Annotated in this window: 26 protein-coding genes; 8 read left to right on the top strand and 18 right to left on the bottom strand. The window is 38.6% G+C overall.

What is annotated here, in order from left to right:
* Positions 1-43 precede the first annotated feature (43 nt).
* The 5 genes from JOD18_RS06215 to JOD18_RS06195 all read right to left on the bottom strand — a co-directional run bounded on the left by JOD18_RS06215 (position 44) and on the right by JOD18_RS06195 (position 6,384).
* Entirely contained in the window at positions 44-325 is a 282-nt protein-coding gene (locus JOD18_RS06215; protein WP_239587951.1) for a PTS sugar transporter subunit IIB, read from the bottom strand.
* An 18-nt stretch (positions 326-343) separates the two neighbouring features.
* Entirely contained in the window at positions 344-1,720 is a 1,377-nt protein-coding gene (locus JOD18_RS06210; RefSeq protein WP_204668067.1) for a PTS galactitol transporter subunit IIC, read from the bottom strand.
* A 38-nt stretch (positions 1,721-1,758) separates the two neighbouring features.
* On the bottom strand, positions 1,759-2,232 hold the full coding sequence (locus JOD18_RS06205) for a PTS sugar transporter subunit IIA (RefSeq protein ID WP_204668066.1): 474 nt from the start codon (positions 2,230-2,232) through the stop codon (positions 1,759-1,761).
* A 111-nt stretch (positions 2,233-2,343) separates the two neighbouring features.
* Entirely contained in the window at positions 2,344-4,473 is a 2,130-nt protein-coding gene (locus JOD18_RS06200; protein WP_204668065.1) for a BglG family transcription antiterminator, read from the bottom strand.
* A 309-nt stretch (positions 4,474-4,782) separates the two neighbouring features.
* Positions 4,783-6,384 (bottom strand): xylulokinase, encoded by a 1,602-nt coding sequence (locus JOD18_RS06195; protein ID WP_204668103.1) that lies wholly within the window; start codon positions 6,382-6,384, stop codon positions 4,783-4,785.
* A gap of 418 nt (positions 6,385-6,802) precedes the next feature.
* On the opposite strand from JOD18_RS06195, the gene JOD18_RS06190 reads away from it, so the two are divergent.
* The 3 genes from JOD18_RS06190 to JOD18_RS06180 all read left to right on the top strand — a co-directional run bounded on the left by JOD18_RS06190 (position 6,803) and on the right by JOD18_RS06180 (position 9,674).
* On the top strand, positions 6,803-7,162 hold the full coding sequence (locus JOD18_RS06190) for an ASCH domain-containing protein (protein WP_204668064.1): 360 nt from the start codon (positions 6,803-6,805) through the stop codon (positions 7,160-7,162).
* Between the two features lie 359 nt (positions 7,163-7,521).
* On the top strand, positions 7,522-8,043 hold the full coding sequence (locus JOD18_RS06185; protein WP_204668063.1) for an NfeD family protein: 522 nt from the start codon (positions 7,522-7,524) through the stop codon (positions 8,041-8,043).
* 86 nt (positions 8,044-8,129) lie between these two features.
* Positions 8,130-9,674 (top strand): flotillin family protein, encoded by a 1,545-nt coding sequence (locus tag JOD18_RS06180; RefSeq protein ID WP_204668062.1) that lies wholly within the window; start codon positions 8,130-8,132, stop codon positions 9,672-9,674.
* 83 nt (positions 9,675-9,757) lie between these two features.
* On the opposite strand, the gene JOD18_RS06175 is transcribed toward JOD18_RS06180, so the two are convergent.
* Positions 9,758-10,225, bottom strand: coding sequence for a cupin domain-containing protein (locus tag JOD18_RS06175; RefSeq protein ID WP_204668061.1), 468 nt, complete (start codon positions 10,223-10,225; stop codon positions 9,758-9,760).
* A 292-nt stretch (positions 10,226-10,517) separates the two neighbouring features.
* Here JOD18_RS06175 and JOD18_RS24955 point away from each other — a divergent pair, with 292 nt between their 5' ends.
* Positions 10,518-10,700 (top strand): DUF6930 domain-containing protein, encoded by a 183-nt coding sequence (locus JOD18_RS24955; RefSeq protein WP_420827782.1) that lies wholly within the window; start codon positions 10,518-10,520, stop codon positions 10,698-10,700.
* A gap of 59 nt (positions 10,701-10,759) precedes the next feature.
* On the opposite strand, the gene JOD18_RS06170 is transcribed toward JOD18_RS24955, so the two are convergent.
* The 5 genes from JOD18_RS06170 to JOD18_RS06150 all read right to left on the bottom strand — a co-directional run bounded on the left by JOD18_RS06170 (position 10,760) and on the right by JOD18_RS06150 (position 17,095).
* Positions 10,760-11,806 (bottom strand): NAD(P)-dependent alcohol dehydrogenase, encoded by a 1,047-nt coding sequence (locus tag JOD18_RS06170; RefSeq protein ID WP_204668060.1) that lies wholly within the window; start codon positions 11,804-11,806, stop codon positions 10,760-10,762.
* 161 nt (positions 11,807-11,967) lie between these two features.
* Entirely contained in the window at positions 11,968-12,519 is a 552-nt protein-coding gene (locus tag JOD18_RS06165; protein ID WP_204668059.1) for a DUF1697 domain-containing protein, read from the bottom strand.
* 200 nt (positions 12,520-12,719) lie between these two features.
* Positions 12,720-14,969 carry a glycoside hydrolase family 18 protein gene (locus JOD18_RS06160; protein ID WP_239587950.1) on the bottom strand — a complete coding sequence of 750 codons (2,250 nt, stop codon included), beginning with the start codon at positions 14,967-14,969 and terminating at the stop codon, positions 12,720-12,722.
* A gap of 282 nt (positions 14,970-15,251) precedes the next feature.
* Positions 15,252-16,040: a polyprenyl diphosphate synthase gene (gene uppS, locus JOD18_RS06155; protein ID WP_204668058.1), complete on the bottom strand. Its 789-nt coding sequence runs from the start codon at positions 16,038-16,040 to the stop codon at positions 15,252-15,254.
* 287 nt (positions 16,041-16,327) lie between these two features.
* Positions 16,328-17,095, bottom strand: coding sequence for a MerR family transcriptional regulator (locus JOD18_RS06150; RefSeq protein ID WP_204668057.1), 768 nt, complete (start codon positions 17,093-17,095; stop codon positions 16,328-16,330).
* A 299-nt stretch (positions 17,096-17,394) separates the two neighbouring features.
* On the opposite strand from JOD18_RS06150, the gene JOD18_RS06145 reads away from it, so the two are divergent.
* The gene (locus JOD18_RS06145; protein ID WP_204668056.1) at positions 17,395-17,532 is read left to right on the top strand and encodes a hypothetical protein; all 138 of its coding nucleotides are present in this window, start codon (positions 17,395-17,397) and stop codon (positions 17,530-17,532) included.
* 157 nt (positions 17,533-17,689) lie between these two features.
* On the top strand, positions 17,690-18,235 hold the full coding sequence (locus tag JOD18_RS06140) for a DUF1697 domain-containing protein (RefSeq protein WP_204668055.1): 546 nt from the start codon (positions 17,690-17,692) through the stop codon (positions 18,233-18,235).
* A gap of 457 nt (positions 18,236-18,692) precedes the next feature.
* Here the strand turns inward: JOD18_RS06140 and JOD18_RS24585 are convergent, their stop codons facing one another.
* On the bottom strand, positions 18,693-18,815 hold the full coding sequence (locus tag JOD18_RS24585) for a hypothetical protein (protein WP_275582966.1): 123 nt from the start codon (positions 18,813-18,815) through the stop codon (positions 18,693-18,695).
* 270 nt (positions 18,816-19,085) lie between these two features.
* Here JOD18_RS24585 and JOD18_RS06135 point away from each other — a divergent pair, with 270 nt between their 5' ends.
* Entirely contained in the window at positions 19,086-19,661 is a 576-nt protein-coding gene (locus JOD18_RS06135) for a hypothetical protein (RefSeq protein WP_204668054.1), read from the top strand.
* Here the strand turns inward: JOD18_RS06135 and JOD18_RS06130 are convergent.
* Positions 19,580-20,161, bottom strand: coding sequence for a class I SAM-dependent methyltransferase (locus tag JOD18_RS06130; RefSeq protein ID WP_204668053.1), 582 nt, complete (start codon positions 20,159-20,161; stop codon positions 19,580-19,582). The two genes, JOD18_RS06135 and JOD18_RS06130, sit on opposite strands and share 82 nt — an antisense overlap.
* A 919-nt stretch (positions 20,162-21,080) precedes the next feature.
* Between JOD18_RS06130 and JOD18_RS06125 the strand changes: the two genes are divergently transcribed.
* A complete protein-coding gene (locus JOD18_RS06125) occupies positions 21,081-21,560 on the top strand; it encodes an SRPBCC family protein (RefSeq protein WP_204668052.1) in 480 nt (159 codons plus the stop codon).
* 441 nt (positions 21,561-22,001) lie between these two features.
* Here the strand turns inward: JOD18_RS06125 and JOD18_RS06120 are convergent, their stop codons facing one another.
* The 5 genes from JOD18_RS06120 to JOD18_RS06100 form a co-directional block, all read right to left on the bottom strand.
* Complete coding sequence (locus JOD18_RS06120; protein WP_204668051.1) at positions 22,002-22,589, bottom strand: P-loop nucleotide/nucleoside kinase family protein; 588 nt, start codon at positions 22,587-22,589, stop codon at positions 22,002-22,004.
* Between the two features lie 184 nt (positions 22,590-22,773).
* Complete coding sequence (locus tag JOD18_RS06115) at positions 22,774-23,055, bottom strand: DUF443 family protein (RefSeq protein ID WP_338029498.1); 282 nt, start codon at positions 23,053-23,055, stop codon at positions 22,774-22,776.
* Positions 23,056-23,219: 164 nt separating this feature from the next.
* Positions 23,220-23,396: a response regulator transcription factor gene (locus tag JOD18_RS06110; RefSeq protein ID WP_204668049.1), complete on the bottom strand. Its 177-nt coding sequence runs from the start codon at positions 23,394-23,396 to the stop codon at positions 23,220-23,222.
* Positions 23,397-23,590: 194 nt separating this feature from the next.
* Positions 23,591-24,298 (bottom strand): DUF998 domain-containing protein, encoded by a 708-nt coding sequence (locus JOD18_RS06105; protein WP_204668048.1) that lies wholly within the window; start codon positions 24,296-24,298, stop codon positions 23,591-23,593.
* A gap of 23 nt (positions 24,299-24,321) precedes the next feature.
* The gene (locus JOD18_RS06100) at positions 24,322-25,017 is read right to left on the bottom strand and encodes a hypothetical protein (protein WP_204668047.1); all 696 of its coding nucleotides are present in this window, start codon (positions 25,015-25,017) and stop codon (positions 24,322-24,324) included.
* Positions 25,018-25,184: the final 167 nt, after the last annotated feature.

The following is a 25,184-nucleotide window of genomic DNA, read 5'->3' as shown; positions in this document are numbered from 1 at the left end:
AAAATTCAGCCTGCCCATTTATGGAAATAGACAGGCTGGCTTGTTATTCTAATCCTAAAATATCCATTATCTTTTCAATGTCTTGATCAATACCAATTCCCGATAAAAAGGAAACCGTTTGAATAACCGGTGTATCTCCTGTTCCGCTGACTGGAGTGGTCGTTACAATCAGATCAAAATCAGCTGCCTTGGAAGGTGCCTCTGCTGCTTTACATTGATCCACATGCACTTTATGACCTTTGTTCCCTAAGACTTCCTCTATTTTCTTCGCTACTACTGTTGACGTTGCAATAGCTGTACCACATGCTACTAAAATTCTTTTCATATTCATTTCCACCTTTCTTTATTTTAATGTTTTTTTATCTATTCCTAATTCATCTGCATACTGCTTCTTAATATCATTGCGCACCCAATACCACAACAGGGCGTATATAATACCAAAGACAATAGCAGTAATAAATAATGGACTGCTTGGATCCAGTAGATTATACAAAATGAATACAAGGATGTGTGAACCAACATCAATACCTGAAATTAAGCTGGAGGAAGCTGGCATATCAAAACCAACCGTTTCTCCCATCCTTGTGGTTAATTCTGCAATATTAGTAGCAATAAATAATACAATCATAACTGTCACAATCGCATTAATTAACCCTCGGATAATATTCCCTCTAGAAGCAGCTACTGCCCAAACTACGGTAAATGGCAATACAGCTAGATCAGCAAACGGTAGCATTTCATTCCAAGGTAAGATAACCGCCAAGATTAGCGTGATCGGCACCATCAATAGAGCTACTGCCATATTAGCAGGGTTACCAATTACAACAGCTGCGTCTAATCCAATATATACTTCTTTCCCTGGAAAACGCTTCGTGACAAAGTCCCTTGTTCCTTCTGAAATAGGAATCAACCCTTCCATTAACAAGGACACCATTCTAGGTAATAGAATAAGTACGGCAGACATTTGAATACCAAGTGTTAAAATACCTTGCAAATTGTATTCCCCTAAGATCCCGATTAAAATCCCCAATACAAGCCCCATTACTAATGGTTCTCCAAACACACCAAACCGTTTACGAAGTGTCTCAGGGTCAGCATGCAATTTATTTAAACCAGGAATCTTATCCTGCACTTTATTTAATGCATAAGTAATCGGAGCAAAATTCACTGTCTCCGAGTGTGCCAATGACACTCCCTTCAAACCAAAATGGTGCTCTACGGCAGGTGCTGTCCAATCCGCCAGCTTCAAGGTAATCCCTGTTACAACAAGACCAATCGCAATCGATAAGAAGACATTATTTGTTGCAATATAAACTAAAGAAGTCGAAAAAATTAAGTGCCAGAAATTCCAGATATCTACGTTAATCGTCTTCGTCCAATTTAATGCCACAAGAATAAGATTAAAGATAATAATAACAGGAATCATCACTGGTGCTAAAGATGTACCAAATGAGATTGCTGCCCCTACAGGCCAGCCCACATCTAAAATTGATAAATTCAAGTTAAATCGCTCGACCATTGCCTCTGTTGCTGGACTTAACGATGTGGTCAGCAAATTGATGACGAGGTTAATACCAACAAAACCAATCCCTATTGTGATACCGGCTCGAAAAGATTTATTAAAACCTTGTTTCAGAAGCAGACCAAAGATAATCATAATAATAGGTAACATAACAGATGGGCCTAAATCTAAAATAAAATCAATTGCCGATTGAAACATTGCTCTCACCCTTTATCGTATTATTTTTCATGATAAGACTACACATTTTGTTCTTGACTAAATCTTTGAATAATGGTTAGTACTTCTTTTGCATTATCTGCTTGCTGAATACCTTGAAGTAATTGTTTATTCTGGATCAAACCTGTAATCACTTGTAAGACTCCTAATTGGCGATCAGGCTTTTGAATAGCCAGCATAAAAATGATACTTGCCTCTACTGTCTGATCATGCATACCCATATGAGTAAAGGTGACCGGCTGATCCAGAACAGCTACACCAATTGACTCCTTATTTACATGAATAGAATCTGTATGCGGAATAGCTACTCCTGCCTGCTCTGTCTGCAATCCTGTTGGATATATTTCTTCCCGTTCACTCAAAGCTCGTAAATAGGAATCTTTCACATACCCTAATCGATGCATACGATCAAACATTTGTTGAAACAGCTTTTCTTGCGATGAGACATCAAGAAAAAAGATAAGCTCTTCTTGAAAGAAAGCGTCGAAATTCATAACTTACATTCCTCCATCCTAATATAAAACGAGACTGCCATCAGTTAGGGTTATCTTTATTTCCCACCGTTGGATAGCGAGATTAATTAGGGTATCGGCGCCCGTTCTCACTCATTTGACATTCTTACCAATCGAAGCGCGACTTACGGGCGTTTCACCTGAATCAAATGGTTCCCTATTTTTTTCTCCCTGCTTAGTCAATTGTTGGATTAACTCCTGTAACTGCTGCTGAGAAGTGGCGGCAATTACTTGATTAATTTGCTGACTGTCTTGTGCTATATCTGTTAACTGCAATAAGGCGCGCAAATGCTGCTCACGGTCTAAGGCAGATAACAGAACAATAAGATAAGCCTTTTTATTTGCAGAGAATTTCACTCCTTGTTTTATGATCAAGAAACTCATACCTACTTTTAGAGCACCATGTGCAGGGTCGGTATGAGGAATAACCGTTTTCTCCCCAATAAATAAATATTCACTTGCAAAGTTATAGTCCTGAATAACCGCTTCCGCATATGCCGGTTGAATGATTTGATTGTCAATTAACGGCCGTGCTGCTGTCCAAATAGCCTCTTGCCAATCTTTGACTTGGTTTACAAATTGAACTTGATTCTCCCCCATCATTTGAGCCAAATCTAGTTTATCTGGATGCCATGAGCGTTTGGGTTTAGTGTCAGCCCCTTGCAGATAATCGGTTAATTCTTTTTTCAATTTCTCCCGATCATAAATAGCTGCATTTTTTTCAATAATGGCGATCATTGCTTCCACTTCTAAGCTCTGTGGTGTATAACCATACAAATCATTGATTACGATGTTCTGGAGTTTCTGCCATTCCGTGCTAGTCGGAAACTTGTTAATAATATACTGACGTTTGACTGTTTCCAACGGTACATTGGTAAAAACAATGTGATAATCCTGGCTATATTCATAGAATTCTCGAAGTGATACGGCACCAAGAAAGATGAAATCGGGAAATAAATGCTCTAATGTGTTCATCAACATTCGAGAAATGGATGTCCCATGCGGACAAACAACAATTGCCTTAATTTTCTCAGTGATGTTATCTCCTTGTTTTGATAACCATCCACCTAGCAAAATACTAAAGTAAATGATTTCGTTTTCCGGGATGGAATGGTCGAATAGTTTCGCAAAAGGAGTCAGTGTTTCTTTTACCAAATAATGCAACTCTTTAAAATCCTTACTAATCGACGTATCCACCTGGTTCAATTCACTTAAGCGATACTTAATGCGGTAATATGCCGGTGTTGCATGCAATAATAATTTGCTGATTAACTGTTCCTTATCCTGTAACACAACACAGGCTTTACGTTCAAAATTAATTAAGAATTGCTTAATCGTTTCTTTAATTTGAGGCAGCACATCCTCATCCACATACTTAGAAGAATGTAATGTAGTGGAGAGCAGATGAAGTGCGATATATAACCGTTCATCTGTTGAAATGCTTTTATAGTCTGTGAACAGCTCTTCAGTAGCTAGATATTCTTTTGTATCTGCAATTTCTTCATAGCGCAGATGAAAATGTTCAATCGAATGACCTAACCGCACACGTTGCAAAATGCACGCAATAATATAAGGCATAATGGCCATTCTATCATCAGTAAATTTTAACTGCAGCCTGTTTTCTACCTTCATCAAGCGCTCGGCAAAATCAGTAATATCCTCCTCCTTTATTTGACCATATTGGCGCATAAACTCATCCCCGTTTTTCCTATCCATACATTCTCGAACAATCGTTATCAACAGCTTGCGAATCGTATATTCATCACCCGTCACTATATAACCGTCTGCCCTGTTATACATATAGTTAACCTCAAACGACTGAGCATATTCTTTCACTCTCTTTAGATCCTTTAAAATAGTATTTTTACTGACCTTTAATGAAGAAGAGAAATGCACCAATGATAATTCTTCCTCAGAAGTCAGCGTCATTAAAAGGATAAGTAAAATTCTTTGCTCTTCAGTAAAGAAATCCCTTTCTGATTCTGCCAGTTTAGATTCATATTGCTGTTGAATAAATAATTTATCAGGGATGAGGAAAAGCCCTTGTTTATTCCTTTTAATTGTTGGAAACCCTTTCATTTTTAAATATTCATTAATTTTGCTTAGCGAATAAGTCAGCTGTCGTTTAGAAATTTGTAGTGTAGTTGTCAATTCCATGCTCGTAATAAAAGGATTACTCAACAATGTTTGCAAAATAAGACGACTTCTTGTATCTAGTTGCATAGAATATTCTCCTTTGCTTATTTATAATGTATCATAACTTTTGTTCCTTATTAACACATTTTCACCACAAGTTTTTGTATCATTATTGTACATGAATGTGCTCTAATAAAAAAGTTATAAAATGGCATTAAAAATAGGGTTTAACCTAATTTTCAACACTATATTAACAGAGAGAAACCACTATATTCCTTATGTATTATTACGGAACATTTGTAAAAATCAATAAATGGAATTATCTAACATACAAAAAGCTGTGGTAAAATGCAAAAATTGCATTTTACCACAGCTTCATCCTACTCTATCATTCTATTACTTTAACTGCTGAACGGCCGCCCGTTCAATTTCCAAGCCAGCTTTATAGCGTTCCATAAATTTCTCGAATCCTGCTACATCATCAGGATCTGGAGAGATCGTATGAACTTCTTGACGATCAAATACTTTATTTTGCAAATATGCTTCCAATGTTTCCTGTTCTTCTTTATGAATCATATAAGAACCTAACAAGGCGATCCCCCATGCCCCTCCTTCTCCAGCCGTTTCCATTACAGAGGTTGGCACATTACAAGCCGCTGCCAGAATATGCTGGGCCACCCCTTCTGTTTTGAAGATACCTCCATGCCCTAACATCTCATCTAATGCAACCTTCTCTTCTTTGAACAAAATATCCAAACCAATCTTCATGGCACCAAATGCTGTCATAAGATGGGTCCGCATAAAATTGGCTAAGTTAAAGCTGCTTTCTGAACTGCGGACAAATAATGGGCGTCCTTCTTCAAAGTGAGTGACATGTTCGCCAGAAAGGTAACCATAGGATAACAACCCACCGCCATCAGCGTCGGCATGAAGTGCTTGATGGAACAATGTCTGATATAAAGTATCACTATCCAGATCTTTCATCCCTGCTGCCTTCGCAAATTCACCAAATAAACCAACCCAGGCATTCAAGTCAGATGTACAATTATTAGAATGAGCCATGGCAACTAAACTCCCTGACGGTGTAGTCACTAAATCAATCTCTGGATGGACCTTTGACAACTCTTGTTCCAATACTACCATAGCAAAGGCAGATGTACCTGCTGAAACATTTCCCGTTCGCTGAGCAACACTATTGGTAGCTACCATACCAGTTCCTGCATCCCCTTCTGGCGGGCAGAATGGAATACCTGCCTGCAGCTCACCACTCACATCCAATAATTTAGCACCTTCTTCTGTTAATACTCCTGCCTCTTGTCCAGCTACCATCACTTCCGGAATAATCTCATTCAATTTCCAAGGCAGACGTTTAGGGGCAATTAACTCATTAAACTTATCAATAAACTGCTGATTAAAACTTTTGGTATGTAGATCAATTGGAAATACACCAGATGCCTCTCCTACACCCAACACCTTTTTACCGGTAAGCTTCCAATGTACATATCCTGCTAAGGTCGTCATAAAGTGAATATCTTCCACATGATTCTCCTGCTGTAAGATTGCTTGATATAAATGAGCAATGCTAAAACGCTGTGGAATATTGTAATTAAATTGTTCCGTTAATTCGGTCGCTGCTTGTTCGGTAATATTATTTCTCCATGTACGAAATGGCACAAGCAGCTGATCCTGCTGATCAAACACAAGATAACCATGCATCATGCCGCTAAAACCGATTGCTCCTATTTTTTTCAATGGAAGTCCGTATTTTTCTTTTACTTCTGCAGCCATGTTGCGATAACTATCCTGAACACCTTTCCACACCTCATCGATACTATAGGTCCATATATTGTTGACATAGCTGTTCTCCCACTCATGACTTCCCGTAGCAATGGATTGGTTATCAGCTCCAATTAAAACGGCTTTAATCCGGGTAGACCCCAGTTCGATCCCTAAGACTGTATTACCATCCTGAATCACTTGTTTGATTTGGTTGTCCATCATCCTATCCTCCATCAAAATATAATTAATTACGTTGCAAACTGTCTATTCTACGCCTTTTTCAATCAGTTGTGTTATCAAGTATATGTTGTAGTTGCAAATAAGGCGGCCTTCATCCACCTCTCCTATACGCACACACCTCCAACTGAAACCCTTTACAAAATTTATACGAACAAATATGAAGAAACAATCGAAATACATATAAAAATATGATTTCTAATCCATAGTCATCATAACATTTTAAGCTAATTAACGTCAAATCCAAAAATGTCCGTACATGTTAAGAGAGTTCAAATTTTTTTCACTTTTCTATGATTATAGTGTACCATATGAGGCTTTTCCAATTGTCTGTTTTCTAGTATTAACGTTATAATAGAATAGTTGATGATAAAACTAGGCAGAAAGGCAGGGAATCCGTATGACTGATCAATTATCACTCCCTCCTAAGACATGCACCATCGAAAGACTGGTGACCCTTCCAGCAGATGTGGAGAAAGTCTTAGCAGGAAAAAAGACAGCAACTCGACGAAATGGACGTTATGCAGACATTGGTGAAATTATGACCTTAGAAAATAAGCAATTTGTTATAGATAATGTATACCAGCAAAAACTTGGCGAACTGACAGATGATCACGCACGCACAGAAGGATTCGACAGCTTAGAAGACTATAAGGAAGCTATTCTATCTCTCCATCCAGGTATGCCATGGCTGCCAACGATGAGAGTCTGGGTGCATGAGTTTCGTGCTCTTTCTCCCCAACAGGAAACCTCCATTTAATTGGAGGTTTTCTTTGTTTCTTTCTACTACTTTTACATCCGAAGCAGCCATCCATTTTTATCATAAAACAAGAGGTCTAATTGTTTCCTTTATGATACAGTTTTAGTTTTAAATGAATCTTTCTATCTAACAATCTGTTTTTTCACAAAAATGGAACCCAAAAGGAATTGAAAACGTATATAATAGTATAGTAAGACTTCTTTCAGTGAGGATTTTCTATCCCCTGCTGGCGGGCAGAGACTCTTATCAAGTGTGCTAGTCTGATCTGATTCTACATATCGTTGTTCTTTATCTATAATAGAAGAACAAACTTCAGGGTTAATCACACTATGATAAAATAAAGTATAAGGAGGGATTTTATGACATTATTTGGTTATGCTATGCAAGATTTGTATTTGTGGGTACTGATCATTGCAGCCATTCTAACCGTTATCACTTTATTATTTGGGGACTTATTAGATGGTATTTTTGAAGCTATTCCTTTCTTACACCCTGTACTGGTTCTCTCCTTCTTCACTTTCTTTTCAGCAATTGGCTACTGCCTCGAATGGCTGACGAACTGGACAAGTGTATGGATTCTCTTGATTGCGGCAGTTGCCGGGGTAATTTTTGTCACCTTATTACACTTATTCATACTGGTGCCGATTCGTTCAGCTGAGGGGTCTTGGGGATATTCAGAAGAGTCATTAGTGGGGAGTACCGGAATAATCACTGTATCCGTTCCAATCAATGGTTATGGAGAAGTGATGATCCAATGGAAGAGCGGGGTTATTTCCAAGCCAGCTGTCAGTTATGATAATGAAGAGATCCCACAAGACGAACGTGTCTTGGTGATCGAGATTAAAGACGGGGTCTTGCATGTCAGTCCTTATCAACCGTGACACTAGTAAAGGAAGCATCCGCCAACTCTCTATCATATGATAACTAGTTGGCGTTGCAATAAATAAAATTTAAAGGAGGATACATAATGTCAGAACTTTGGATTGTCATTATTGTGGCTGCAGCGGTTCTCTTAGCCTTGTTGGGAGTATTTGTGACCAAATACCGTACAGCAGGCCCAGATGAAGCCCTTATTGTCACAGGAAGTTATTTAGGAGGAAAAAATGTTCATGTGGATGAGGCTGGAAACAAGATCAAAATCATCCGTGGGGGCGGTACCTTTGTTATGCCGGTTTTTCAACAGGCCGAACCGCTCAGTCTACTATCTAGTAAACTGGAAGTAACTACGCCAGAAGTATACACGGAACAGGGTGTTCCCGTGCAAGCTGATGGGACTGCTATTATTAAAATCGGCGGATCGATAAGCGAAATTGCCACAGCTGCTGAACAATTCCTTGGTAAATCCAAACAAGACCGTGAAATGGAGGCAAAAGAGGTACTGGAAGGACATCTTCGCTCCATCCTTGGCTCCATGACAGTCGAAGAAATTTATAAAAATCGCGACAAGTTTTCTCAAGAAGTACAGCGAGTTGCTTCTAATGATTTAGCGAAAATGGGACTAATTATTGTTTCTTTCACCATCAAAGATGTTCGCGATAGCAATGGATACTTAGAATCACTTGGTAAACCTAGAATTGCTCAAGTAAAGCGTGACGCCGATATTGCTACTGCAGAAGCAGAAAAGGAAACACGTATCAAACGTGCCGAAGCAGCAAAAGATGCCAAACGCGCCGAATTGGAGCGAGCAACTGAGATTGCCGAGGCTGAAAAAGAGAATCAATTAAAGACATCTGAGTACCGCCGTGAGCAAGACAGTGCAAAAGCTCGTGCTGACCAAGCCTATGATTTTGAAACGGCTCGATCTAAGCAAGAAGTAACTGAGCAAGAGATGCAAATCCAGATTATTGAGCGTCAAAAACAAATTGAACTAGAAGAAAAAGAAATATTACGTCGAGAAAAACAATACGACTCAGAAGTGAAAAAGAAGGCAGATGCCGACAGATATGCTGTTGAGCAAGCAGCGGTAGCGGATAAAGCCAGAGAAATGGCAACAGCAGATGCCAACCAATATCGCATCGAAACAGCTGCTCGTGCAGAGGCTGAAAAAATACGTGTAGATGGTTTAGCCAAAGCAGACGCAGAACGTGCACAAGGGGAATCAGAAGCAGAAGTTATCCGCCTGAAAGGTCTTGCCGAAGCAGAAGCAAAAGAAAAAGTTGCACTTGCCTTCGAAAAATACGGAGAAGCTGCCATGCTAGATATGATTATCAAGATGCTTCCTGCATATGCTAAAGAAGTGGCTAGTCCATTAGCTAATATTGACAAGATTACAGTTGTTGATACAGGAGGCAGCGGATCAAATGGCGGTGCCAATAAGGTTTCCAGCTATGCTACTAACTTAATATCAACTCTTCAAGAAAGCCTGAAAGAAACATCTGGCATTGATATCAAGGAGTTACTGCAAGGTGCCTCCAAAAACAATGCAAGTGATGAACCAAAACAAAGCTTCCCAGCAGATATCGACTTAGATACTGTTAAAGAAGCTATCCAAAAAAACGACTCAGCTGACTAAAAAAACTAAAAACAGGAAGCGCCTATTTAATAGGTCTTCCTGTTTTGTTTTATCCGCTAGCTGGTCTGATACCTAATAATGAATCACAGCTGCCTCTCATGGGCGTCGGCATCAACCTTTGTTTGTTCGATCGTACCAAATGGATGATGCGGCGGGGCGTAAATACTATATAATTTCAATGGCTGTTCCCCAATGTTGATCACATTATGCCACGCCCCTGCTGGAACAAAGATGGCATAATCCTCGCAAACGAACTGTTGGAAAGGTAAATGATCCTGACGATCGCCCATTAACACCAATCCTTGCCCCTGTTCTAAGCGCAAAAATTGATCTGTATCTGGATGAATCTCCAAACCGATATCATCACCTGCAGCAATACACATCAATGTTACTTGCAAATATTCTCCTGTCCAGATTGCCGTTCGATAGGTCTGATTTCGCTTTGCTGCTTCTGCAATATTGACAATATAGGGACGCTTCCCTTGATCAGCTGTGTATTGCCCAGCTTGCTTGTTAGAAGAAGAGAATCCTGATAAATTATACAATGCCATCCTCCTTTCTGTCTTTTATTCAGGTGCAGCTGTTTGTAAAATATCTGGATTGCTTTAGGTGTGGAAAAAAGCTGAATCGCTCTAACAAACGCTGTCTTCCCGATAAATTTCGTTCCAATCTTCGATAAAGAATCTCAAAACTCCCACTGATAGTCAGCCTTGTGTAAACCTGCTGTATATCTTATGCGTTCGCCTATGAAAATGTTATTCCCATCTGTTCACCGCAAGCTGCCATGATACACGTCATGCATATCAATTTAATTGAATTGGCAGATGAGCTGCAAGAATACAAGTGAATTTCTTCCAGTTTTTGAAGCACCTCAACCACTTACCAGCGTCCGTTTATATGTTGGAAAATCTATATGCCGCCATCGCTAGCCCTTTATTCGAACAACTTGGGATTCAACTAATAGAAACAGATGAGCTGACCACTATTAACGAATTTCTTGAAAATATGGCGGACGATTTTTTTTAGAAGAAGATAGGGAAGAGTGCCGAATGTGGCACTCTTCCCTGTTTGAACACGCACTTTCATTATTTCCCTGGATAAATCATAATTTTGATACTAGTATCTTTCTGTGTTCTGGCCATTTCGACCGCTTCTTTAATATCATTCAAGCTGTATTTATGAGTAATCACATCTTCCAGTTGAAGGTCGTTATTGCCAATCGCTTGAATCGCCGTTGGATAACTGTTTGCATAACGAAACATACCATAGATATCATATTCAGAATCGACTATATGTGTAATATCAATCGGCACTTCTGATACTGCCGGCAGCCCAACTAATACAATTCTTCCGCCTCGCTTAGTAATAGTCAGCACATCTTGCACGGCCCGACCATTACCAGAAGTCTCCACTGCAATATCGATACCGCTGCCTGTAGTCAGTTGATCTACTTCTTCACGAATATTGTCTTGTGTTGGATCGAATACTTTCGTTGCTCCTAACTTCATCGCCAATTCTCGGCGGAAAGGGACGACATCCGAACAATAGATCTCGGTTACTCCAAAGATTTTCGCTGCTTTAATTGCCAGCAAACCGATTGGTCCCAGACCTGTAATCAGCATTTTGTCATTAGGGTGCACCTTGCCACGCTGCATACCGTGAATGCCTACAGATAACGGTTCAATTAATGCCCCTTCCTCATAGCTCATTTGATCTGGTATCTTAAAGGCAAAATCACTGCGGATCGTTACATATTCAGCCCAAGCTCCATCTACTGGCGGAGTTGCCATAAACTGAACTTCCGGGCATAAATTATATCTGCCGGTTTTACAATATTCACATGTTCCGCATGTTACACCAGGCTCTACTGCTACACGATCTCCTGCTTCTAAATTTTTCACTTTGCTGCCTACTTCTACGATATCTCCAGCCAATTCATGACCCAGAATAATCGGTTTCTCTACAACATACCTGCCAATTTTCCCGTGTTCATAATAATGGACATCTGAACCACAAACTCCGATACAATGCACTTTAATTAACACTTCGTCTTCTTTTGGCTTTGGGACGGCTATTTCCTTTACTTCGATATCTAACGGTTTGTTTAGAATTGCAGCTTTCATCGTTGTCATGCTGATCCACCTCTTTTTATGTAATATTTTTAGCTGGCAAATGGAAGCCTTAGACCTTGCTATTCGAAACAGCAACTGTCTGACTCTAAATTTGCAAGCGGTTAACAATATTATAGCATATTACTTAGTTTATCTGATAAACAAACTTTATATCCCTTTTGTTAGCTCTGTACTATTTCTCCTATCTTACAGATGGTTTTCCAATTGCGAACCGTAGCTGGTACTTCCAGCTTATTCAATTGATTTGCCAGTTTCGCATTGCGGATACTGTTATTAAACAACAAGTAAATATCTCTGCCTTTTACTGCACCGCATTCTTGTTCATTCGTATAACGCAAGAATTGCTCGGTAACGGCTGGGTTAAGTTCCTTTGCCAGCATAGCCACATGAAGGCATTGTCCTTGTGCAGTTGCAGCAGCGTCAGCTATCTTCTGTTCTGAAAATGGAAGACCTTCCATTAATACTTGCCATTCTTCGGCGTTTCTTAATACAACACTAGTACGAATGTGAAAGTCTGACCAAATCTTATCTTCTATTTGTTTCTGTAAACTATCTTCCGGCTGTTCGGATTGAAATATCACATTCCCGCTCTGAATATATGTCTTCACATTAGTTAAGCCTGATAAGGTCAATGCATCTCTCAATTCGACCATCTTTATTTTGTTATGCCCGCCTACATTGATTCCGCGTAACAAAGCTATATAAGTTGTCATTATCCCTTTCCCTTCATTTTTCCAATCGAATATGAAATTAGCAGTTCTAGTATAACATACTATCAATCTATTTTTGAGAACGGATACATAATTAAGTAAATAAAAGGGGCAAAACAAGTAACACACAGATTTTTAGCACGCCTTTCGGCAATGGGGCAAAAAACAGCAGTTTGTATCATACAAACTGCTGCTTGAACCACTTATCTAGTTTTTGCTACCTGCTTTTTTCTCTTATAAAGAAATATACCTGCCCCAGCCAGCAAGATTATAAATCCAATCAAAAGATAGTTAAACAAGGCCGTTGCTGTATTAGGAAGATAATTTCCACTCTCTGCGTCCTGATTTACACCCGAGTTATTATTTGTTTTATTACCATCACCTGCACTGACATCAACATTCTCTTCCTTTACGTTATCTGGATCAGTATCTTCTTTTTCTCCGTCTCCGTTGCCTGGATCAGTATCTTCTTTTTCTCCGTCTCCGTTGCCTGGATCAGTATCTTCTTTTTCTCCGTCTCCATTGCCTGGATCAGTATCTTCTTTTTCTCCGTCTCCGTTGCCTGGATCAGTATCTTCTTTTTCTCCGTCTCCATTGCCTGGATCAGTATCTTCTTTTTCTCCGTCTCCATTGCCTGGATCAGTATCTTCTTTTTCACCATCGCCTGGAATTTCTTCTTCTGGATCCTCTTCGTTTTCCCCTGTTGCGACAAACACTCCATAAGTAGAAAATTGTTCTACCGTTATGATAATTTTTCCGTCATTTACTTCGCTGTCTACCTGCTCCCAGCTATTATTCTTTACATTAAAATAATAGATTGCTGGTGACTCCGCTTCTTCTTCGACAGGCATAGTTAAGCTAAAGCCTTCCTCACTGGTAAATGACTCACCATCTGGATAAGTAAAATGGAAGGTATACACTGGTCCTGCTGCCGCTAAATCAGTCAGCTGCTCCAGCCCTTCTACAGGCTCTGTCACCTGCAATGTTGTTCCAGCAGGTAAATCGGCTGGCAGCTGCAATTCTACACCTGTTTCCTGTCCATCTGCCAATATTTTAATCAGACTATTTGCGCTGACTGGTGCGGGATCATCTTCTAAGTGAAGTTCCACTACTGGCTCTGGATCAGGTGTCGGTGCCTCAGCGGATACCCCCAGCCCATAAGAGACTGTCTTCAATAAATTTTTATCCTGATCATCTCCTGCTAAGTCCCAAATCATCGCGCCTTTCAAGCCTTGTTCCTTAATAAAATTAACCTTATACCCTAAAGATTCTACATTATCATAAGAAATAAATTCCCCCTGCTTCTCATTATAGAGATAAGGTACCTTTGATGTATTATCAAAGAAATAATTGTAGCCATCTTGATTAATCAATGACTTAATCACATGATAATTAACCGTTCCGCCTTCAATACCTTGCTGTTCCCATCCCGGCGCACATTCTTGATAAGCACCGTTCTCCATCGCCATCTTACCATCTTGGTCAGGATTACACCCAGCCCATGAATGTCCATAAAAAGGTACACCTAGTAAAAGCTTGTCTCTTGGCACATCACCATAAACTTCTATTGTGCTGGCTACTCCAAATGTCCAGCCTCTTAATTCCGTCTCCAAGGGATCACCATATAACGGGGCGTTATGTCCGGTTAGTCCTGACCAAGTTCCATTAATGTCATATGCCATAATCGCCATATAATCAACAATCTCAGCGATTTTCCCCAGTTCATTGTTCTCTGCATATGCCCAAGTAGCCGCACCTGCAATCGTCAGCAAGTATTCTTTCTCATCCTCTTGTTCTGCTTGGTCAAATGCATCACGCACAGCCTGTAACAGCAAGGTATGATTTTGCTTATCACTAGGATCACGATGATTATTTGGCATACCTCCAGCCACTGGATATTCCCAATCTAAATCCAAACCATCTAAATGAAAAGTTCGAACAAAATCAACTGCTGATTCGGCAAAAACCTGTCGTGTCTCCTCACTGCTCGCTACTAATGATAGATTATTAGATAGTGTCCAACCGCCAACAGAAATTAATGTTTTCAAATCACTATTTTGACTTTTTAGTGCTTCCAACTTCGGCAGTTCCACCAAATCCACTTCTGGATCATAGAGAACGATTGTACCATTTTCTATCTCTTTATCTTCGTTTCCTTGTAAATCTTTACATGCCCATGTCTTCTTTTCTCCATCTGGGATTTCTTCGTTATCTGGATTCCCATGGATACCATCCCAGCATACATCAGCAAATGCATAATTAATATGTGTTAATTGATCCACACCAACATTTGATGGCGGATTCCATGAACTATAGTATCCTAAGACAACCTTGTTCTCATCCGATTGCGCCTGCACAACTTTTGATTCCATCATATCCGGAAAAAACAACGATACAACAAGCCATAAACTAAAACAACCAGCAACAAACCCCTTAATTGAAATCGCTTTCAAAAAATATCCTCCTTATTTTCTTTTTGACACCCTATGTATAGTAGACATTGGTATACACAGCAAGTTGTTTAGATGTCTATACATTATCTTATGACTTCCTACATAAATTGTCAATATTATTAGAGTATTGTAATATTTTCGTAATATAAAACCTTGTAATCTCCCTATTCATCATAAAAAACAGGTTATTTCCCACAACGAAGAGGTATATACCAGATTGATTAGAAAATTCCCTGTCCAGTGTATACCTTATCTCTTATTTATTGATTACTAGCTAGTAACTCAAATATCGCTTTTCTTTAACCGAAGATTATAATCTGTAATAGACTGCATTAATAATTTTGTATTAAAACTCGGCCAATACTGCTTAACAAACATTAATTCTGCTTTCGATGCCTGCCACAATAGAAAGTTACTGACTCGCAAATCACCGCCTGTGCGAATAATCAAGTCTGGGTCTGTTATATCTCTGGTGAATAAATACTCGCTAAAAGATTCTTCAGTAAAATAGTCATTGTCTTCACCTGAACTCTCGGCTATCAATCGTTTAGCCGCTTGAAGAATATCCTTTCTTCCTCCATAATTTAAAGCAATATTGACAGACATTCCCTGATTGTCAGCCGTCCTTGCCTCTACACTCTTTAGTGCAGCTGTAATCTCAGCAGGTAATCGTTCGATCTCCCCAAGGAATGTAATTCTAATATTATCTCGTTGATATGTCTCCACTATTTTATGATTGAAAACTTCTAAAGGCAGCTCTTTGGTCAAATAGTTTACCTCTTTTGCTGGTCTTCTCCAGTTTTCTGAGGAAAAAGCATACAATGTTAGATTATTCACACCTATTTCATGACAGTCTCTGATAATATTCCGAAGTGCCAGCATCCCAGCATAGTGACCAATTGATCTCGGAAACCGTCTTTTTTGTGCCCATCTTCCATTGCCGTCCATTATAATACCAATATGTGAAGGAATTGTGCCACACGCTTTCTCCCCTGTTACATGTTGAGATGAAAGGTAAAACGCACTATGTACCAGCATTTTATAAATGGAAAAAGTTAGTTTATAAAACATTTTTTTCTCCCTTTATGCTTTTTTTTGATTACTTGTAAACATCCACTCATCTTCTACATCGATACAGGCAATTCCATATAAAGCAGCAAATAGATATCCTGTTTCTTGTTGGAGTTCTCTCTATTTTTTGGTAATAAGTATATAGTATCATATTTTACATCTTAAATGTTTGTAATTATCTATTTATAGAGGTTGTTCAAACTGCCCGCTAAATCGGAGTAGGCAACGCAGACTTCAACACATCTAAAAAAAGCCTGCCATGACGGCAGACTTTTCTATTTTGATAACTAACTTTCCTTCTTACCTGTATAAATTAAAATCGCATCACGTAAGAAGACTGTTCCATCTTTAACATGTTTATCATAATAGGCAGTAAAACGTTCATCTGTCACATACATTTCTGCTAAACCCGCATGTGCCTCTTTGGAATACTCAGACCATGAATACATCAGCCATTCTTTATGTTTGGCAGCAGCTGCCTGAGCCAAGTCTGAACCGGGATCACCAGTGGCATAAGCCTGTTCCAATAACTCAAACAGCTCTTGTTCCAGTCGAAGCATGGCTTGATAATCTTGCTGTGACATACCTCGCCATTTAGCATTACTCGTTTCTACAGTTTCCTCTCCATATTTCTCACGAATTTCTTTACCATATTTTTGTTCATTATCTTCCAGCATTCTTTCTTTAAATGCCTCAAATTTCCCTTCTGTTGTCATTTCCATTTCTCCCTTCATATGTTGTATCGTTTTGTTTATTGCTATAATGATCTGATCTAGCCGATATCTTTTCTCCAGTAATTGATCACGCTGCTGCAGCATTACTTGATAACGGTCAAAGTCTGGGCTGTTGATAATCTCTTTGATCTTCTTTAGGGGAAAATCAAGTTCTCTAAAAAATAAAATCTGCTGTAATACCTCCAGATTCTTTTCCGAATAGAGTCGGTATCCTGCTTCTGTTGTAGTATCTGGAGACAACAACCCTATTTCATCATAGTGGTGTAAGGTTCTCACACTAACACCAGCCAGATCAGCTACCTCTTTGATTTTTCTTTTCATGGTACCACTGCCTTTCTCTTTCTAGAGTAAACTATCACGTAACGTGAAAGTCAATGATTTTTAGATAATAAAGTTAAAAATTTCAGTCAATCTATTCTACAAATGACCCATTATATGAATAACTTATTGCAGATACTATGGAATTTTGAGATGATTGTTATCAAGTTAACGGGCAGAGTCAATCTCTATTCAATTGGTAATTAATTAACGTAAAAATAGAAAGTTATTTTTTGTGCCGTGGGTGAAGCGAAGGGAAAGAGTAACGATGATTTATGACACAAAAAGAGAGGCTGTTCATTATGCAAACACAACTTGCAATTGGTCTGAATGGCTCGATAAACGATGAGAAGGGCAGCATTATTTCTGTTGATGCTAAAGAAAATCCTGTACAAAGACCATTTCCGATGAAGACACTTTACTACTATCATTATGAATAGTCTGTAAATTATAATGTAGGTACGGTATAATATAACTAAGATAACAAGCAGATCATAGTAGGTTTTTGAACAGATTCGCTATATCTAGTATTCAATTTTTGACACAGTTCCACATGGGTATAGTGTAAAATAAAAGTATAATAAAAGGAGGATGGTTATGATTTACATTGCTCTTCTTCAAGGAATAAATGTGGGTGGAAATAATAAAATTGACATGAAGTTACTTAAGCAAACATTTGAAAAAGTCGAGATGAATGATGTAGTGACATACATCAATACAGGGAATATAATTTTTTCCTATAAAGATACATCCAAAATCGAACTATCTCAAATTTTAGAAGAAGCGATACATAATGATTTCGGATTACAAATTAAAGTAGTGGTACGCAGTATAGATGATGTTAGAGGAATCATTCATGCTATTCCTGATACATGGAAAAATGACAAGGAAATGAAAAGTGATGTTATGTTTTTATGGGATGAAATTGATGATGAATCTGTCCTTAAGAATTTGGTGATCAAACCCAATATTGACACGGTAAAATATGTCTCTGGGGCAATCCTATGGTCCGTGGACAAGAAACATGTAACCAAAAGTGGCATGTCAAAGCTCATTGGATCAAAAGTATACAAACAAGTGACAGTAAGAAATGTAAACACCGCCCGCAAGATATATGAACTCATGCAAGCTCAAAATAGCTAAGCCGAGGTAAGCGCGGGTAGAAAATTAAAGAAACTCACCATTTCTCCTGTTCACTTTCCTAACGTAGAGCCCTCTTAGTTAGCTTAGTAAGCTGTACTATGCTTTGTTTTTCCTTACCCACTTTCGGGTATCAGGTAATTTTTCAGAGTGTCCCATCAAGAATAGAAAGGTAAATTACTCATAATCACATTTATATTTTCTTTTATGTTCTTTGCCTCTATTTCTTGTACCATCATTTTTTTCGATATCTTAGATTTTCTCACGTAGTAAATAAATAAACATACTTGAAAACAGATTCTACCGGCCCCCAGAAAAAACGTATACAAAAAGTCTAAACTTTGATTATACAATTTTCACCAGTTATAACTTAATGGTTGAAATATATCGCCATCAAGAATGACCGTATCATATTCTTTAATTTCTGCTAGCGCAATTTACCAACGCTCTACTTGACGTTCTAAATACCGTTTGTTTTTTTTGGGTCTTCTGGAATGACATACGTACTCGTTTTCTTTGCCATTGCCATAAATGTTGTCGTTTTTCCAACTGCACTCGCTCCTTCCAAACAAATGATTGACATACTACCCCTTCCCTATTAAGTAATAACGTAAATTGCCCCGTTCATGACATTCAAAACAAAGCAAGCAGGTCGCTAAATTAATTTAGAATCTGTAAGATGTTTGATCTTATATAGGTTTTTGATAGCTAATCAATTTTTTATGATGAAAAAACTAAGCCTCAAGGCGTATATGAGATCGGTCCGAAGAATTAGCAATTTTTACATCTAAAAGCTCTTATCATGCAAGTCATTTTCACATATAATAAAGAAAAAACTATAGGGGCTATTGAGATGAGAAAAAAATATATCTACTTATTATTCACAAACACTGGTACATTATTTACAAAGGCCATTAGATTATATACAAAGGCCAGCTATAACCATGCTTCCATAGCTCTAGACCTCAGTTTAAAGGAAATGTACAGTTTTGGCAGAAAATATCCTCGTAACCCTTTTTTAGGGGGATTTGTAAAAGAAGAAACGCAGGAGTCCTTTTTTCAGAGGGCAGACTGTTCGATCTATGCTTGTGAAATAAGCGCAGAACAAGAACAGAGATTAAAAGATTCTTTATCCCTGTTTATGAGCAGTCCGGAAAACTATCACTACAATTTTATAGGGTTATTCGGGGTTATGTTTAATAAGCCCATCCATCGGAAAAATGCCTACTTCTGCTCACAATTTATTGCCTATATCTTGGCAGAGGCAGCGATTGCATCTTTTCATAAACCATTTGAATTAATCACACCGCAAGATTTGCAGCAATTGCCTGAATTAACTCTTATCTATCAAGGCAAGCTGCAAGACGTTATGCCATCCCGCTTGCGTGCATCGATAATCAAAGAAGGGAATGTCAGTTTTCCATACTGATTCCTGGGGTCATACTGCATAGAGCGAAAGATGACCCCATCCTTCCCATCCCACTCTTTGTGATGAAAATTGCCTTCCTCATCACAAAACTCAAGCAATATCACGTCAAAACCAGCTTCTTCAAACATCGCAGTTAATGTTTTATAATTGTGGACTATTTGATGACTGGCAGCAGGATGATCTTTCGGCCCAGGACCGCCCACTTGAACCATTTCCTGATAAGCGGGATCTGGGAAAAAGCCATCTGGTACCGCACAACGGACATAACCGTCATCATGCAAAAATTGATAACATATCTTTGCCGCCTGCACCCCCTCTTGATAGGTTATATGTTCCCAGACATGCTCCGCTAAAATAGCTGTAAGCGTACCTTCCTTAAATTTTTCAAGCCATGTGCTTTTGTCAAGCAGGTTAATCTCGTCTTCATTAGTATGTGTCCAGCCTGGATTATTATTATAGCCACCTGCACCAACTACCACTCGGATAGGTTCTGATCGCACTCTTTCTCCCTCCTGGCGAATATAGTTTGGCTTTTTTTGCGTTCTGAGAAATGGTCTACAACTGTATCTCTTACCATGCATTCTGAGCCAAACTATTCATTTTTTAGTTAGACATTTGATCCATTATTATTTAGTTAATCCGAGAAATTACTTGCTATTGAATCTATCACACTTCCACCTTTCTATCCATTTTTTAATGAGAAATAAAACAAAATAAATTCCCTTCGTAAGCGTTTTGTTTATGAAAGATCGATTTATAAGACATGCCGAGGAAGTTTCTTGAATATGATGAAGTAACACAAACATATCCTGCTGAATTTTCAGCATGATAAACAGCTTAAAGACAATGAATTAGTCGTAACCATTACTTCAGACTGGATACGCCCTGCTGACAGCTTAGAATAATTGGCTGAAAAATCGGCGTAAATGTGGATGGCTTTAAAGAACATGCTGAAAAAGGATATGACCCAGACTTTCACCATGGAGAATTGTTTTTCGAAGGGATGGGAAGTGGCGGCAATTCTGCAGAATTAAACCATGGACCAAGCAAGCACCTTATTATACCATTCACTTTGAATTATTAGGTACTTCCAGCGGTCCAATAAGTGATCAAAACGATCAAGTTATCGGATTACACGGAAACAAAACCCAGATTTTAGCAGTGATGTTTGGAAGGGGGAAATTTTCCCTGATACAGGCGTAACGATTGGATCTGGTAGGACATTCTGGCAGAAATAGCTGCCGCCACATCAGATGATAAACACGTGTAAAGCGAGACTTCCATCAGTAGATTACGAAAAAATCCACTGATGGGCAACGAAATTTATCGGGGTGTCAATCCATTGCTGCCCTTTAAGTGAAGATCATCCAGATGATTGACACCATGATAAAAGAAATTCAAAAGAAGGAGTTTTTCGTTATGCCAGCAGGTACACATACAACAGAAATAAATGTTCCCATCCAAGACGTATGGAATTTCGTCAGTTCAATTAATAACTGGGCACCACTGGTTCCTGGCTATATCGACCACGAACTTATCAATGATAATGAATCAACTTGGGAATTCAAAGGTGACCTAGGTTTTATGAAGAAAAAGGTAAAGTTAAAAGTAGATATTACCATTTGGCAAGAACCAAATAAGGTAGAATTCAATTTAACGAATATGTCCGATAAATTTGGCGGAAGTGGTTATTTTGAAGCGATCGAGGTAGATGAAACAAGCACGAAAATGATGGGAAAGCTTGACATTACTGCAGATGGAGCGATGGGACCAATGATCAATTCTATCCTGAAAAATTTCGTTCCTCAAACAGCTCAAGAACTTATAGAAGCAGTTTCTGGAAAAATTGTTACAAACCACAACACAAAAACAAAGACAGGTATAAAAACAAAAGCGTAGAGCCGTTTAGCAATTTACGAATTGGACTAAAGCGCAGGAAATAAAGGAAGACACGGCGACTTTAGGAGTTGATGTTGACTTTCATCCAAAAACATTACGAACAAGATGTTCTAGTATCGGCGTTGTTCACAGGACGTGGCCGCCTTTAACCAATAAAAGGGCGACTAAGCCTATGCCTTCGTCAATCGGTAATTCCTCTTTACCGTACGCAGCTGAGGGAAACTACGCTAGTTGCAGGGCGACCGAAGCTAGAGCTACTATTGTACTTAGGTTATCTATGAAGACTAATTTTATAATTTCCATCCAAAAGGAAGACTTAGGCTGCGAAAGCACTTTGTCTTCCTTTTACTCACTCATTAGTTCCATCATAAACATTTGGTTTCTATGTACTTATTGCCCCTTAACGCCAACAATCGATATGCTTATTGGTTTTCCCCATTCTCATCGAATATGCTGCCACTGTGTTTGTATTCGGTCTAATCGTTTTCTCAACTGATTTCGATGATCTGGCAAAAGTTTCACACCTGCTCGCTTTGCAATTTCTTCTACAACTTGATCGATCGTTTGTTGATCGGTGATGATCTTCTCTTGACAGATTTCATGTTCAAAGGCATATATACATTGATCAATCTTCTGTTTTCCCCAGCTGTTACCAAACTCCAAGCGCTTATTCAAACGCTTGATCAGTGTGGATTTCTGAGCATGAATAATGAAATGCTTGATCTTGATTCCCTGTTCTGCTAATCTTTCAATTATTTCCTGATAATATTGCTGTTTAATCAGTGTCATCGGTACAATAATCGTTCCTTCATACTCGTTTGCAAGCGAATACAATAGTTGATAATTGATTTTCCGCCATTCTGGATAATCTTGAAAATCAGACTTTTTCATTTGTTCCGGTAGATTATCCCTTAAGAAAAAGCCTAGATTCTCTGGATCATAGACAAACGAATCTTGAAGTCGTCGTTGTAATTCATAGGCACAGGTGGTTTTTCCTGAACCAAAGGCGCCATTTAGCCAGATGATCATATATGCCGCTCCCTTACTAGACAGATATTTTCATCTAGTATAACAAAATAGGCTGAGACAAAGCAAAATGAGTTAACCTAAGCAACAATTAATCATTCACTACATCTTCATACAGTCATTGCTTGCCTTTTAAGCGGCCTCTCTGCACTGATCAAAGACAGCATATTCCTTTAAAAAGCTGAAATTACAAGTAGCCTAAGTATGCGGATAAACTTTTGCTCTTTTGCCACCAAAAAACTTGTTCCCTTGTATCTCTTTCAATAACCGTTCCCAGTCCAAGTAAGACTGTCCCAACAAACAGAAGACTCATTGAGAATACTAATAGGAGCCAATTACCATATTCAATAGAAGATGCAGCTCCCATTACATCTAATCCAGTCCCAACCACATACATAAATGCAACAAACAAGACAAATTTAAACGAAACAGGCATAATCCATAACTGACCTTTAGATAATAGACTTATACATTTTTTACTTCACGCCTAACTACACATTTCATTATAAACATCACTCCATCATCAAGAAAAAAATTCTAGTGGCAGTTACAAGATTTTTGTACTGTCTCCCTCTACTGCAGCTGAAATATTCCAACTCCTTATCTAAGTCCTAAACATAAGAAGTATATCTTCTATACATCTAGTAATTGAAGACGAATTGCTTTTTTAACTGCTTCTCCCCTTGTTTTCACTTCGAGCTTTTTGTATATCTGGGTCAGACGGTACTCGACCGTTCGATCGGCAAGAAACAGCTTAGCAGCAATTTCTTTTGTACCAAGTCCATCTGAAATATATTGAAGAATAGCCAAACCTCTTTCTGTCCATTTGTATCATCCTTTACAGCAGAAGTTTCTTTAAAAATGGGTAAGGGCACAATCATATACCCGGATAATACGGTATAGATTAAATCAAGTAATTCCGACTTGGCACAAATAACATTATCTAAAGAGAATTTAGATATTCATTTGGTGTTATGTCTCTTTGTTCTGTAGATGTATATTTATTAATCCTTATTTCGCCACAGCACCACACCAGTTACCACCATCCACAGAAATACGGCACCATAGAAGATACGCTGCAAAAGGCCTCCAGGCAGAGATGGCACCATTGGCTGCAGACAGATCAGCAGGAAGGCTGCAGAGGTGAGCACGGTACAACACCATGTCCATACTGCTAACTTTGGCATAGACGGACGAATCGAACGAGCAATCAAGATAAGGGCAGGAATCTGCACAAGCATACCTAGAAGTGCCGGCCATGTATGCAAGTCGAAATTCACATTCGCAGGAAAAATACCTGACAGACTGTAACTCACCCCCAAAACAATCAATAAACCTGTAGCTATCTTTGTTTGCTTCAACTGAGGCCAGCAGCTATGTAAACATACAGCACCTACAGCAATTGCAAGGCCTGTTAAGGTAAAGGTCCAATTCATCCATAGGTGATAAGGGGAACAAATTTCGTAACTTGCGAGGACATACGTATCTGTGCCACACGCTGTCACTCCCAGATCACTCATTGGTTGCCGCAGAACACTATAAAAAGCTGTACTAGCTCGCAGGACGATCCATTCGATAACAAAATAAGTACTTAACAATATCCAACATGCTGCACCAATCCTAATGGTAAACGTACTTGATTTCGGCAAAAAACTGCTGCCAATGATGGCTAATAAGGTAACTATCAGCATCATAATATACGGCGTATCCATTTGTACACTCCTTTATAAACTGTCTACTGAAAATCCTTTGTTTCTTCTTTTACCGGAACCTCTATATCTATCCATTTTACTTTCTTCAAATCTTGTTTGAATTCTTCTAAATAGGCGGACTCATTCTCTTCTAGTAAGACTCTGCCTGCCAAGGTAATGTACACTTCAAAATCACCTTGGCTAGGATAGGAAGACAATAATCCTTGAGCGAATAAAGCCCTTAGCTGCTGCTGCAAACTTTCATTCACCACTCTCATTGAGTTATCTTTCCATGTTTTGTGCTTTTGATAAAATACCATCTTTCCTTGCGATCCTTCAAAAACATCAAATAAATTCTCAATATAGAAACCCATCCGTCTCCTGTCTGTCATCTGCAATACCTTTAATGTAAAATAATACTCATATTTGAACATATACCAAGCTGCACGATCTAAATATTCTCTTATTTCTATTGCTAATTCTGAAAAATGACGGTTACTAGGCATAAGAAAGGTGCGATTGCTGTAAAATGAGTATTTAGCTTTATGGGTGCTTAAACGAAACTGCTGGAATTCAATCGTTCCTGCCTTTTGAATGGTTATATAATAGGTAAGTTTGTTGGTTGTCTTATAAAATCCTATTAATGTTTCATCATCGGTGAGTAACTGCTCAATACCTTTGCGTAGTGCCTCAGCATAATCCTTTGACTTAATGGAATATTTCCTACCTTCAAAAAGCATGGCTAATCCCTCCCTAGTTGTTAAACGAATAACGATCGGTAAATGTTTCATCTAATTATCATGATAACATGTAATTCCTAGTAGTGAAGGCCTTTATTCCTATCAAATTTGGCAAAACTGTTAATATAAGAATCCTTACTTTCCGCCCAGCTTCTTTTAATCTTGAT

It is taken from the genome of Gracilibacillus alcaliphilus (genome assembly GCF_016909015.1).
Taxonomy (GTDB): Bacteria; Bacillota; Bacilli; order Bacillales; family Amphibacillaceae; genus Gracilibacillus; species Gracilibacillus alcaliphilus.
This window is presented reverse-complemented; position numbering and strand designations above follow the sequence as displayed.

Coding starts and splice junctions, on each gene's coding strand:
- JOD18_RS06150 (WP_204668057.1), bottom strand. CDS start 17,095: ATGAAAAGAAAAATCAAAGAGGTAGCTGATCTGGCTGGTGTTAGTGTG.
- uppS (WP_204668058.1), bottom strand. CDS start 16,040: ATGTTTTATAAACTAACTTTTTCCATTTATAAAATGCTGGTACATAGT.
- JOD18_RS06145 (WP_204668056.1), top strand. CDS start 17,395: ATGCAAACACAACTTGCAATTGGTCTGAATGGCTCGATAAACGATGAG.
- JOD18_RS06105 (WP_204668048.1), bottom strand. CDS start 24,298: ATGGATACGCCGTATATTATGATGCTGATAGTTACCTTATTAGCCATC.
- JOD18_RS06195 (WP_204668103.1), bottom strand. CDS start 6,384: ATGGACAACCAAATCAAACAAGTGATTCAGGATGGTAATACAGTCTTA.
- JOD18_RS06185 (WP_204668063.1), top strand. CDS start 7,522: ATGACATTATTTGGTTATGCTATGCAAGATTTGTATTTGTGGGTACTG.
- JOD18_RS24585 (WP_275582966.1), bottom strand. CDS start 18,815: ATGTCAATCATTTGTTTGGAAGGAGCGAGTGCAGTTGGAAAAACGACA.
- JOD18_RS06165 (WP_204668059.1), bottom strand. CDS start 12,519: ATGACAACTTATATAGCTTTGTTACGCGGAATCAATGTAGGCGGGCAT.
- JOD18_RS06205 (WP_204668066.1), bottom strand. CDS start 2,232: ATGAATTTCGACGCTTTCTTTCAAGAAGAGCTTATCTTTTTTCTTGAT.
- JOD18_RS06215 (WP_239587951.1), bottom strand. CDS start 325: ATGAAAAGAATTTTAGTAGCATGTGGTACAGCTATTGCAACGTCAACA.
- JOD18_RS06100 (WP_204668047.1), bottom strand. CDS start 25,017: ATGCTTTTTGAAGGTAGGAAATATTCCATTAAGTCAAAGGATTATGCT.
- JOD18_RS06175 (WP_204668061.1), bottom strand. CDS start 10,225: ATGGCATTGTATAATTTATCAGGATTCTCTTCTTCTAACAAGCAAGCT.
- JOD18_RS06125 (WP_204668052.1), top strand. CDS start 21,081: ATGCCAGCAGGTACACATACAACAGAAATAAATGTTCCCATCCAAGAC.
- JOD18_RS06180 (WP_204668062.1), top strand. CDS start 8,130: ATGTCAGAACTTTGGATTGTCATTATTGTGGCTGCAGCGGTTCTCTTA.
- JOD18_RS06190 (WP_204668064.1), top strand. CDS start 6,803: ATGACTGATCAATTATCACTCCCTCCTAAGACATGCACCATCGAAAGA.
- JOD18_RS06170 (WP_204668060.1), bottom strand. CDS start 11,806: ATGACAACGATGAAAGCTGCAATTCTAAACAAACCGTTAGATATCGAA.
- JOD18_RS06200 (WP_204668065.1), bottom strand. CDS start 4,473: ATGCAACTAGATACAAGAAGTCGTCTTATTTTGCAAACATTGTTGAGT.
- JOD18_RS06135 (WP_204668054.1), top strand. CDS start 19,086: ATGAGAAAAAAATATATCTACTTATTATTCACAAACACTGGTACATTA.
- JOD18_RS06120 (WP_204668051.1), bottom strand. CDS start 22,589: ATGATCATCTGGCTAAATGGCGCCTTTGGTTCAGGAAAAACCACCTGT.
- JOD18_RS06140 (WP_204668055.1), top strand. CDS start 17,690: ATGATTTACATTGCTCTTCTTCAAGGAATAAATGTGGGTGGAAATAAT.
- JOD18_RS06210 (WP_204668067.1), bottom strand. CDS start 1,720: ATGTTTCAATCGGCAATTGATTTTATTTTAGATTTAGGCCCATCTGTT.